General features: G+C 64.1%; 11 protein-coding genes. 4 read left to right on the plus strand and 7 right to left on the minus strand.

Features of this window, described 5'->3' with window-relative positions; genetic code table 11:
- The first annotated feature begins 97 nt into the window (after positions 1–97).
- Both AC56LN_RS17360 and AC56LN_RS17365 read left to right on the plus strand, forming a co-directional pair.
- The gene (locus AC56LN_RS17360; RefSeq protein WP_499573593.1) at positions 98–1075 is read left to right on the plus strand and encodes a Bug family tripartite tricarboxylate transporter substrate binding protein; all 978 of its coding nucleotides are present in this window, start codon (positions 98–100) and stop codon (positions 1073–1075) included.
- A gap of 89 nt (positions 1076–1164) precedes the next feature.
- The gene (locus AC56LN_RS17365; protein WP_499573595.1) at positions 1165–2190 is read left to right on the plus strand and encodes a porin; all 1026 of its coding nucleotides are present in this window, start codon (positions 1165–1167) and stop codon (positions 2188–2190) included.
- On the opposite strand, the gene AC56LN_RS17370 is transcribed toward AC56LN_RS17365, so the two are convergent.
- From AC56LN_RS17370 to AC56LN_RS17395, 6 genes are all read right to left on the minus strand, one after another.
- Positions 2187–2477 carry a GIY-YIG nuclease family protein gene (locus AC56LN_RS17370; RefSeq protein ID WP_499573597.1) on the minus strand — a complete coding sequence of 97 codons (291 nt, stop codon included), beginning with the start codon at positions 2475–2477 and terminating at the stop codon, positions 2187–2189. The two genes, AC56LN_RS17365 and AC56LN_RS17370, sit on opposite strands and share 4 nt — an antisense overlap.
- Positions 2478–2677: 200 nt before the next feature.
- Positions 2678–3910 (minus strand): argininosuccinate synthase, encoded by a 1233-nt coding sequence (locus AC56LN_RS17375; protein ID WP_258836058.1) that lies wholly within the window; start codon positions 3908–3910, stop codon positions 2678–2680.
- A 111-nt stretch (positions 3911–4021) separates the two neighbouring features.
- Positions 4022–4945 (minus strand): ornithine carbamoyltransferase, encoded by a 924-nt coding sequence (argF, locus tag AC56LN_RS17380; RefSeq protein ID WP_482900194.1) that lies wholly within the window; start codon positions 4943–4945, stop codon positions 4022–4024.
- An 84-nt stretch (positions 4946–5029) separates the two neighbouring features.
- Positions 5030–5944 carry a ribosome small subunit-dependent GTPase A gene (gene rsgA / locus AC56LN_RS17385; RefSeq protein ID WP_499573599.1) on the minus strand — a complete coding sequence of 305 codons (915 nt, stop codon included), beginning with the start codon at positions 5942–5944 and terminating at the stop codon, positions 5030–5032.
- Entirely contained in the window at positions 5941–6285 is a 345-nt protein-coding gene (locus AC56LN_RS17390; RefSeq protein ID WP_499573601.1) for a 4a-hydroxytetrahydrobiopterin dehydratase, read from the minus strand. Before AC56LN_RS17390 ends, rsgA begins: the two co-directional genes overlap by 4 nt.
- The gene (locus AC56LN_RS17395) at positions 6282–7544 is read right to left on the minus strand and encodes a M48 family metallopeptidase (RefSeq protein WP_499573603.1); all 1263 of its coding nucleotides are present in this window, start codon (positions 7542–7544) and stop codon (positions 6282–6284) included. The genes AC56LN_RS17390 and AC56LN_RS17395 overlap by 4 nt, the downstream gene beginning before the upstream one ends.
- 47 nt (positions 7545–7591) lie before the next feature.
- Between AC56LN_RS17395 and orn the strand changes: the two genes are divergently transcribed.
- Both orn and AC56LN_RS17405 read left to right on the plus strand, forming a co-directional pair.
- Positions 7592–8176 carry an oligoribonuclease gene (orn, locus tag AC56LN_RS17400; RefSeq protein WP_482898013.1) on the plus strand — a complete coding sequence of 195 codons (585 nt, stop codon included), beginning with the start codon at positions 7592–7594 and terminating at the stop codon, positions 8174–8176.
- 100 nt (positions 8177–8276) lie between these two features.
- On the plus strand, positions 8277–10751 hold the full coding sequence (locus AC56LN_RS17405) for an ATP-binding protein (protein ID WP_499573606.1): 2475 nt from the start codon (positions 8277–8279) through the stop codon (positions 10749–10751).
- Between the two features lie 27 nt (positions 10752–10778).
- Here the strand turns inward: AC56LN_RS17405 and AC56LN_RS17410 are convergent, their stop codons facing one another.
- Entirely contained in the window at positions 10779–11465 is a 687-nt protein-coding gene (locus AC56LN_RS17410; RefSeq protein WP_183550443.1) for a UPF0149 family protein, read from the minus strand.
- Positions 11466–11479: the final 14 nt, after the last annotated feature.

Consider the following 11479-nt stretch of genomic DNA (forward strand, 5'->3'; position numbering starts at 1 on the left):
TGGCAGGCATTCACTGCCAACGCTCGCTGGTGCGGTACAGATCTACTCCATTCACGAGGCGCAGCAAAAAGCGTCGCTCCATTACCCGAGACAATCTATGAACCTGCAACATAAACAGTGGCTGGCTGGCGGCCTTGCCGCAGTCGCGCTGAGTCTGGCCCCGGGCGCGAGCGCCCAGGACTATCCAAAGAAAGCCATCACCATCGTGGTGCCGTTCGGTCCGGGCGGCGTCGCCGACCTGACAGTGCGCATGGTCGCGCAGAAAATGGCGGTATCGATGAAGCAGCCCATCATTGTCGAGAACCGGCCCGGCGCCGGCGGCGTGGTCGCTGCCAGCACCGTGGCCAAGGCCCGCCCTGATGGCTACACGCTGCTGTTGATCAGCAACGGCACGGCCGTCAGCGCCAATTTGTTCAAGAAGCTGCCTTACGACACGCAAAAGGACTTCGCGCCGATCTCGACGCTGGGTTACTTCGACCTGGCGCTGGTGGCGAACCAGAAGCTGCCGGTCAAATCGGTCGCTGAACTCATCGCCTACGCCAAGGCCAATCCGGGCAAGCTCAATGTCGGGTCCATCAACCGTGGCAGCACGCAGAATCTGGCGGCCGAACTGTTCGTGTCCATGGCTGGTGTGGACGCCCTGGTCGTGCCGTACAAAGGCTCGCCGGAAGTGCTGACCGCTACCACGACGGGTGAGCTCGACGTGGCCTTCGAAATTCTCAGCCCGGCCATGCCGCTGATCAAGGCCGGCACGCTCAAGGCGCTCGCCGTAACCTCGACCAAGCGCTTTGCCGGCTTGCCGAACGTGCCGACCGTGGCCGAAAGCGGTTTGCCGAATTACCAGGCGACGAGCTGGAACGGGCTGGCCGCGCCTGCCAAAACGCCACAGCCGATCATCGATCGCCTGAACCGCGAAATCAATGCCGCCGTTGCCATCCCCGACGTGAAGACGCGCCTGCTCGGTCTGGGCATCGTGGCGCAGGGAAGCACGCCCGCTGCAACGACCACGCTGCTGACGAGTGACATCGCCAAATGGGGCGCCGTCATCGTCAAGGCCGGCATCGAAAAGCAGTAACCCGGTTTCACCCTGCACCCGAGGCGTCCGCGGACGCCCGGTAGCGGCACGCCACGCGTGCCCCACATTCTCAACAGAGATACAACACCATGAAACAGTTATATTGCATGCGCTTCGGCGCAGGCCTTCTTGCGGCCGGCATTTCGTTCCCGGCACTCGCCCAGGACACCGCGTCGATCCAGATGTACGGACTGATCGGCGCTTACGGCGCCAAGCTCGAACGCAGCGGCGACCCGAAAGCCGTGACGATGCTGGGCCATGGCGGCTTGACAACCTCGTACATCGGCGTGCGCGGCTCGGAGAACCTGGGCGGCGGCTACAAGGTGATCTTCGCGCTGGAGAGCTTCTTCCAGACCGATACCGGCGCCCAGGGCCGCAGCGTGAACGACCCGCTGTTCTCGCGCAATGCGTATGTTGGCATCGAAGGCGGTTTCGGCAAGTTCACGGTGGGGCGCCAGACCAATCCCACCTACATGAATATGGGGATGGTCAGCCCGTTCGGCATTTCGGTGGTGTTTTCGCCGCTGGTGCTGCATTCGTTCGTGGCGAGCTATAACGGCGCGCTGATCGGCGACACGGTCTGGAACAATGCGCTCCAGTACACGACGCCGCGCACGAACGGCCTGCTGGCCAACGTGATCATCGGCGCCGGCGAAACCGCCGGCAGCACCGGCACCGCGAACGTGGGCCTGCATGCCAATTACGTCAAGGGCGCGTTCACGGCCGTGGCGTCGGCGCAGCGCTTCCGGGTGCCGGTCACGGCGCCACTGACGCAGCAGAAAGGGTATCTGCTTGGCGCCGCCTACGACTTCAAGGTGGCCAAGCTGCATGGCGCGATGGTGCGCTCGTCGGCCGACGGCACGGTCAATGAAACGCGGACCTGGGATCTGGGCCTGAAGGTGCCGGTCACTGCGCAGGGCGCCGTGCTGGCAGAATTTGCGCGCTCGGAGCGCACGCGCGCGGTGGTGCCGGTCAATCTGCGCCGGACCGCCTCGTTCGGCTATGACCATTTCCTGTCAAAGCGCACCGACGTGTATGCGATCTATATGCGCGACAAGCAGACGGGGTTTGATGGCGGCAACAGCATTGCGCTGGGTTTGCGCCACGTGTTCTAGACGATGTCGTGGTACAGGTCGCGCCACAGTGGATTGGCGGACTGGATCAGGTTGATTTTCCAGTTGCGGTTCCAGGATTTGAGGCGTTTTTCGCGTGTAATGGCTTCGCGGATATCGGTGTGGATTTCGTACCAGACCAGGCGGTTGACGCTGTGCCTTTTTGTAAAGCTGGCGACTGCTGCCTCGCGGTGTTGCCAGATGCGTTTGATCAGGTCAGAGGTGACGCCGACGTAGAGGGTGCCGTAGGGGCGGCTGGCCAGGATGTAGACGTAGGAGGGTTTGTCCATGGCGTCTACTGTGCGTCTGCGGTGCTGTTTGCGCTTGTGGCGGCGCAATGTAGCTTGGGTTCCCGCCTGCGCGGGAACGACGGTTTTCTCCCTGCAACATCAGCACGTCGTTCCCGCGAAGGCGGGAACCCAAGTCCGCAAGCACACCGCAACCGCAAAAAAAAGCCGCCCGAGGGCGGCTTTGTCATTCACGAACCGGCTTACTGCCCGCGCTTGGCGCGTGCCTTCGCTGCAATCCGCATGCGTAGCGCATTGAGCTTGATGAAGCCGCCAGCGTCAGCCTGGTTGTACGCACCACCATCTTCATCGAACGTCGCGATGTTCATGTCGAACAGCGAATCGGTCTTCGAATCGCGCGACACGACGATCACATTGCCCTTGTACAGCTTGATACGAACCCAGCCGTTGACGGTGGCCTGCGTGTGGTCGATCAGCGTCTGCAGTGCGACGCGTTCCGGTGCCCACCAGTAGCCGTTATAGATCAGCGACGCGTAGCGTGGCATCAGGTCGTCCTTCAGGTGCGCCACTTCGCGGTCGAGCGTGATCGATTCAATGGCGCGGTGCGCGCGCAGCATGATCGTGCCGCCCGGGGTTTCGTAGCAGCCGCGCGACTTCATGCCGACGTAGCGGTTTTCCACCAGGTCCAGGCGGCCGATGCCGTGCTTGCCGCCCAGGCGGTTCAGCTCAGTCAGGACGGCGGCTGGCGACAGGCGCTTGCCGTTCAGGCCGACGATGTCGCCGCGCTCGAATTCGACGTCCAGGTATTCCGCTTCGTCCGGCGCCGCTTCTGGCGAGACGGTCCAGCGCCACATCGATTCCTCGGCTTCGGCGCTCGGGTTTTCCAGGTGGCGGCCTTCAAAGCTGATGTGCAGCAGGTTGGCGTCCATCGAGTACGGCGCCCCGCCGTTCTTGTGCTTCATGTCCACCGCGATGCCCGCGTCTTCCGCGTACTTCAGCAGTTTTTCGCGCGACAGCAGGTCCCATTCACGCCATGGGGCGATGATCTTGACGTCCGGCTTGAGCGCGTACGCGCCCAGCTCGAAACGCACCTGGTCGTTGCCCTTGCCGGTCGCGCCGTGCGAGACGGCGTCGGCGCCGGTTTCGTTGGCGATCTCGATCAGGCGCTTGGCGATCAGCGGACGCGCGATCGACGTGCCCAGCAGGTATTCGCCTTCATACACGGTGTTCGCGCGGAACATCGGGTAGACGAAGTCGCGCACGAATTCTTCGCGCACGTCGTCGATATAGATGTTCTCTGGCTTGATGCCGAACTTGATGGCCTTGGCGCGTGCCGGTTCCAGTTCTTCACCCTGGCCGAGGTCGGCGGTGAAGGTGACGATTTCGCAGCCGTAATTGTCTTGCAGCCATTTCAGGATGACGGAGGTGTCGAGGCCGCCAGAATAGGCCAGTACTACTTTCTTGATGTCGCTCATGGGAGTTCCAGTGATGGAGGGATGGTAGAGGAGTAATGGTCAGCTGGCTCGCAAATCCAGCCCGGCAAGCGCCGGGATGGACGGCCAACGATCAAGCTTCAGGGGTAAAAATCAATCTTCAATACGGCCGAGCAGCAGGTACTCGATCAGGGCTTTTTGCACGTGCAGGCGGTTTTCGGCTTCGTCCCAGACGACCGATTGCGGGCCGTCGATGACCTCGGCGGCCACTTCTTCGCCGCGGTGCGCCGGCAGGCAGTGCATGAACAGCGCGTCGCTCGCGGCGCGGGCCATCTTGGCCTCGTCGACGATGAAGCCGTCAAACGCTTTCATGCGTTCGGCGTTTTCCTTCTCGTAGCCCATGCTGGTCCAGACGTCGGTATTGACCAGGTGCGCGCCTTCGCAGGCGTCCGACGGGTTGTCGAACAGCGTGTAGCGCGTGGTCGAGACCAAACTCGGGTCCATCTCGTAGCCTGTCGGCGTGGCGACGTTCAGGTGGAAGCCGAACACTTCGGCCGCCTGCAGCCACGAGTACAGCATATTGTTGGCGTCGCCAATCCATGCAACGGTCTTGCCGGCGATGGAGCCGCGGTGCTCGTGGAACGTGAACACGTCCGCCAGCACCTGGCACGGGTGGTGTTCATTGGTCAGGCCATTGATGACCGGCACGCGCGAGTTGGCGGCGAAGCGGTCGATGATGTCCTGGCCAAAGGTGCGGATCATGATGATGTCGCACATGCGGCTGATCACCTGGCCGGCGTCTTCCACCGGTTCGCCGCGGCCGAGCTGGCTGTCGCGCGTGTTCAGGTAGATGGCGGCGCCGCCCAGCTGGTGCATGCCGGCTTCGAACGACAGGCGCGTGCGCGTCGAGCTTTTTTCGAACACCATCACCAGCGTGCGGTCGACCAGCGGGTGGTACACCTCGTAGGCCTTGAACTTGCGCTTGATGATCGCCGCGCGCTTGATGACGTATTCGAACTCGTCGCGCGTGAAGTCGGAAAACTGCAGGAAGTGCTTGATCGGTGGGGTGCTCGTCATCATAAGTCTGCTCGTGTCTGCTGCGATGTTTGTCCCTTGAATTATAAGGGGAATTTCTTTCCGTTAGGGAAAGTAGTCAGGGCCTTAGTACAGGGTCTGCGCCGATTCGTGCAGCAATTGCCCGTACAGTTCATGGCGGTGCTTCCAGATCTTGCCCGCTGCCACGGCGTCGAGAATGGCGCAGAATGGCTCGGCCAGGTGGCGGCAGTTGTAGTACTTGCAGCCACCCAGGTACGGCTTGAACTCGACGAAGGCGCGCTCCAGCATGCCTTCGCTCAGGTGGTACAGGCCAAATTCCTGGAAGCCCGGCGAATCGATGATCGCGCCGGCCTTGCCATCGACTTCGGGCAGCCAGTACAGGCGCGTGAACGTGGTCGTGTGCTTGCCGGTATCCAGCGCAGCCGAGATTTCGCGCACGGCGATATCGGCGTCCGGGATCAACAGATTGATCAGCGACGACTTGCCCATGCCCGACTGGCCGATGAAGATCGACGACTGGCCGGCCAGCAGCGGCTTGAGGATCGCCACGGTTTCTTCAGGATGCGCCTGGGCCGAGACCTCGTGCACCGGGTAGCCGAGGCGCGAATACTGCGCAGCGCGTTCGCGTGCGCGGGGCAGCAGGTCGGTGACGTCGGTCTTGTTGAGGATCAGGTGCGCCTCGATGCCGGCCGCTTCGCACGCCACCAGCGAGCGCGACACCAGGTCGTCGGCAAAGCCGGGCTCGGTGGCGATCACGACGAACAGGCGCGAGATGTTGGCTGCCAGCAGCTTGGATTTATACTGGTCGGAGCGGTACAGCAGCGTGGTGCGCTCGCCAATGCGCTCGATCACGGCCTGGTTCTCGGACGTCCGGACCACATGGACGACATCGCCCACGGCCACGTTGGTCTTCTTGCCGCGCGTGACGCACTGCAGTTTTTCGCCGTCGATGTCGGCCAGGTAGTGGCGGCCGTGGGCCGCGATGATGGTGCCGGTCAGTTCAGTAGGGGAGGCGCTCATGCGTTTTCCTGGTTGAGGTATAGCGCATTGGCTTTCGCGGCGCAGATAAAGTCGTTGTCGGACAGCGCGCTGCCCGCGGAATGGGTGGTCCAGCTGACGCGGCAGGTGCTGTAGCCGACCGTCATGTCGGGGTGGTGGTCTTCGTGCTCGGCCAGCGTTGCCACTGCGTTGACGAACGCGATCGTGGCGCGGTAGTCGGGCAGCGTGAAGGTGCGCGCCAGGACGTTGTCGGTCACGCTCCAGCCAGGCACCTCGTGCAGCAGCGTGGCGATGGCCGCCGCGTCGAGCGCGGCCGCCTTGCGCGTGCAATGGCGCGACGTGAGTGGCGGCGTCAGGTTCATGCGGCCGCCATCGTCAGGCGCCTGACCCGGACCGATGCCGGCGGGTGCGAATCGTAGAAGGCCGAGTGCAGCGGATCAGGCGTCAGCGTCGACGCATTGTCTTCGTACATCTTGACCAGCGCCGACACCAGGTCGCGGTGATCGGTGTGCTGCGCAGCGAAGGCATCGGCCTCGAATTCATGCTTGCGCGACGTGATCGAGCCCAGCGGCGCTAGCACGAACGTGAACACCGGCAGCACGAGCATGAACAGGATCAGCGCCATGCCGTCGTTCGACGCGTTCATGAACGGCAGCACGCCCAGGCCCGTGTAGAACCAGGCCTGGCCTTTCAGGTAGCCCAGCAGCGCCAGGAAGGCCAGCGAGATCGCGAACATCGTGATGACGCGCTTGACGATGTGGCGCAGCTTGAAGTGGCCCAGTTCGTGCGCCAGCACGGCTTCGATTTCCTGTGGCTCGAGGCGCGACAGCAGCGTGTCGAAGAACACGATGCGCTTGGCCCGGCCGAAGCCCGAGAAATACGCATTGCCATGGGCGCTGCGCTTGCTGCCATCCATGACGAACAGGCCGCGCGAGGCAAAGCCCACCCGCGACATCAGGCCATCGATGCGCTGTTTGAGGCTGACATCGGCCAGCGGCGTGAATTTGTTGAACAGCGGCGCGATCACGGTCGGGTAGAACGCGATCATCAACAGCTGGAAGCCGCTCCAGACGAACCACGTGTACAGCCACCACAACGAACCGCTGGCTTGCATCAGCTTGAGCACGACCCACAGCAGTGGCAGACCGATCAGCGCGCCCACGAACGTGCTCTTGAGCAGGTCGCCCCACCACAGGCCGGGTGTCATCTTGTTGAAGCCGAAACGCTGCTCGAGGACAAACTGGCGGTACCAGTCGAGCGGCAGGTCGAGCACGCTGGCGATCACGGCGAAGGCAACGACCAGTACCAGCTGGTGCATCAGGCCGGGGCCGGTGAACGGCAGGACCGCCAGCGACAGCAGTTGCAGGCCGCCCATCAGCGTGAAACCGATCAGGACGATGGCGCCCCACAGCGTGCCGATCAGGCCGAGCCGGGTCTTGGCGACGGTGTAATCAGCCGCTTTCTGGTGCGCCGCGAGCGGCACTTTCGGCGCAAACTCGGCTGGCACACTGGCGCGGTGGCGCGCGATGTGCCGGATATGGCGCGCGGCCAGCCAGGTGCGCAACGACAGCGTGAGCAGCAGAAAAACGACGAACAAAACCGAAAACGCGAATGAAGACATTCTGTGCCTGTGAGAAAATGCAGGATTGATTAGGCAAAGAGAGAATTATGTCACAAGCGACACCTTCCGAAGTGCCGGGCACGGCCCAGCGTCCCAATGAATTCAACCTCGTCTGGCTCGACATGGAAATGACGGGGCTCGACCCGGACAACGACCGCATCATCGAAGTTGCCGTCGTCGTCACCGATCCCGACCTGAACATCATCGCCGAAGGCCCGGTGTTCGCGATCCACCAGTCGGATGAAACGCTGGACAAGATGGACAACTGGAACAAGGGCACCCACGGCAAGTCGGGCCTGATCGACCGCGTGAAGGCGTCGACCGTGACCGAGGCCCAGGCCGAAGTCGAGCTGATCGAATTTCTCAAGCAGTACGTGCCGAAGAACAAGTCGCCGATGTGCGGCAATTCGATCTGCCAGGACCGCCGCTTCATGGCGCGCGGCATGCCGAAGCTCGAAGCGTTCTTCCATTACCGCAACCTGGATGTGTCGACGCTGAAGGAACTGTGCCGCCGCTGGAAGCCCGAGCTGGCATCCGGCTTCAAGAAACACCAGAAGCACACGGCGCTGGCCGACATCGTCGAGTCGATCGAAGAGCTGCGCTACTACCGCGAGCACTTCATCAAGCTGTAAAGCGCAAGCGGTAAAACGCGCGATGTAAAGTTGCGCAAGAGTCGCTGTAAAACCGGAAAAAGCTGCAATCCGGCCAACAAGGTATGCGACAATCCTGGCCATGGCCTCGCTTTCCGCTACCGCTTTTTCGGGTGACAGTGCGATGGCTGCGCAGATGCGCAGCCACGACTGGCAGCATTCTCCACTCGGTGCGCCCGACACCTGGCCGCCGTCCCTCCGGACGGCGGTCGACATGATGCTGCATTCCGCGTTCCCGATGTCCGTTGCGTGGGGGGCACAGCACATCATCCTGTACAACGACGCCTACATCCCGATCCTCGGCGAGCGCCATGCCGGCGCGCTCGGGCAATCGTTCGCGGCCCTGTGGCCCGAGGTCTGGCCCGAGCTGCAGCCGCAGGTCGAGCACGTCATGGCCGGCAAACCGGTCTTTTTCGAAGATTATCCGCTGTGCCTGCTGCGTAACGGCTACCCCGAGCGCACCTGGTTCACCTTCTCGTATGCGCCGCTGCATGACGCTGACGGCAGCGTCGGCGGCCTGTTCTGTACCGCGATGGAAACGACGGCCCGCGTGCTGGGCGAGCGCCGCGCGGCGTTCCGGCTCACGCTGTCCGACGCCCTTGCACCGCTGGACGACGCGGGTGACGTGATTGCCACTGCCAGCGCACTGCTGGGGACAAAACTGGGCGCAGCCCGCGTGCTGTACGCTGAAGCCGATCCGCTCAGCGGGGCGCTGGCCGCGCCAAGTGTGTGGCCGCAGGATCGTGCTGCGCCGAACGCGCAGCCGGAACGCCTCGGTCCGGCCCTGATGGCGACGCTGCAGCAGGGCGCCGTGGTGTGCATCCACGACGCCGCCAACGATCCGCGCGCGCTGCAGTCACCGTTCCACCCGCGCGTGGGCGCCATGCTGGTCGTGCCGTTGATGTCGGCGGGCCGCCTGGCCGCGTGCCTGCGCGTGGATGCGCCGACGCCGCGCTCGTGGACCGACCACGATATCCGGCTGGCGCGCGACGTGGCCGAGCGCACCTGGACGGCGGCGGGCACGGCGCGTGCACACGCGCTGCTGCGCGAGGAGCGCGACCGGGGCCGCGACATCTTCGCCAATATCTCCGAAGGCTTCGCCCTGTTCGACCGCAACTGGGTGATGCAGCGCATGAACGCCGAAGGCCTGCGCATCTGCGATGTCACGAGCGACGAGGTCATCGGGCGCAATCACTGGGCCGTGTTTCCGGCCATGGTCGATTGTGAGGCCGGGCGCATGTATCGCAGCGTGATGACCACCCGCAAGGCCGGCAACGCCGAGCAGTGCCACGTGTTTCCCGATGGCCGCCGTGTCTGGACCGATATCCGCGCCTACCCGACGCAGGACGGCGGCATCGCCACGTTTTTCCGCGACATCACCGACCGCAAGCTGGCCGAAGAAAAGCTGGTGGAGGGCGACCGCCGCAAGGACGAATTCCTGGCGATGCTCGCGCACGAGCTGCGTAACCCGCTCGCGCCGATCAGTGCGGCGGCCGAACTGCTCCGGCTCGGCAACGTCGACGCGCGCCGGGTGCACCAGAGCAGCACCATCATCAGCCGCCAGGTGCGCCACATGACGCGGCTGGTGGACGACCTGCTCGACGTCTCGCGCGTCACGCGCGGCCTGATCACGCTGGACCAGGCGTGCGTGGCGGCGCGCACCGTCATCGAAGAGGCGATCGAGCAGGTGCGCCCCACCATCGACACGCGCGCGCAGACGCTCACCGTGCGCCTGCCGTCGGCCGGCGTGGCCGTGCGCGGCGACAAGGCGCGCCTGGTGCAGGTGGTGGCCAATGTGCTGGCCAATGCGGCCAAGTACACGCCGGCGGGGCGCGGCATCGATCTGCGCGCTGACGTGCACGGCACGCGCCTCGTGCTGAGCGTGCGCGACGAAGGCATCGGCATGGACCTCGAACTGACCGGGCGCGTGTTTGACCTGTTCACCCAGGCCGAGCGCTCGTCGGACCGGGCCCAGGGCGGCCTGGGGCTCGGGCTGGCGCTGGTCAAGCACCTGGTCGAGCTGCACGGCGGCACGGTGGGCTGTTCCAGTCCGGGGCTGGGCAAGGGCAGCACATTCGTCATCACGCTGCCGCTGCTGCTTGATGAAGCGCCCGCCATGGCGGCGCCGGAAGCCGATGCACCCGCCGCCATCGCGCGCCTGAAAGTGCTGGTGGTGGATGACAACACGGATGCGGCCGAGATGCTCGGGCTGCTGCTGGCGGCGCAGGGGCATGACGTGGCGATCGAGCACGGGGCCCTGGGCGCGCTGGCACGGGCCCGCAGCATGCAGCCCGATGTGTGCCTGCTCGATATCGGGTTGCCCGACATCGACGGGCACGAACTGGCGCGGCGCCTGCAGCAGGATCCCGGGATGGCCGGTTCCGTGCTGGTTGCCGTGACGGGCTATGGACAGCCGCAGGATCGCGACGCGGCGCTGGCGGCCGGCTTTGCGCATCACCTGGTCAAGCCGCTCGATGTGGAGGTATTGCTGGAGGTGCTGGCCGGGGTTGCGGCCAGGATGGCGCAGCAGGCCGGCGAGCGGGTCGGGCAGGATTGACGGCCAGGCTGTCAATCCCCGGGGTGTTTATTCAGCGCCGCAGCACTTCTTGAACTTCTTGCCGCTGCCGCAGGTGCAATCGTCGTTGCGGCCGACCTTCGGCTCGTCGCGCACGATCGTTTCCACGGCTGGCTTGCGCAGTGGCAGCCAGTGGCGGTAGATGGCCGGCACGTTGGCTTCGATCTGGAGCGCCAGGGCATGCACCTTGACCGGATCGTCGACCTCGGCCAGTTCGGCTTCTTCGATTTCGTCCGCGCCCAGCAGATAGATCGGGCGGATCAGTTCAGCGACGTCGCTGTCCCAGATCGCATCCCACGAGCCGGCGCGCAGTTCGACGCCTTCCCAGAAGCCCCAGCACCAGGCTTCCGGATCGATCAGCACCTTGCCGTCGACCTCGTGCTCGCAGAACAGCGGCTCGAAATCCTTTGGCGCGACCTCGAACGTGATCAGCACTTCGTTCATGAAGCGCATGATCAGGTTGACGATGCGTTCTTCGTCGCGCTTGTTCTTCCATTTCGGCGCCGCGGCCTCGTCTTCGCCCCAGACCATCGGCAGCCATTCGGCCGGCATGATCGATTCCGGGCCGATCGCGATGGCGGTCAGGTAGCCGTGCAGGGTGTCCATCGTCATCGCGTCGTCGGAACAACGGTCGGAGAGCAGGAACTGGTCGAGTTCGTCGAATTCTTTTTCGGAGAGGGGCTGTTCGAGGTGCATGGGGTAGGTGGTCT

The sequence above is a fragment of the Telluria sp. ZT3P26 genome, from assembly GCF_059686035.1.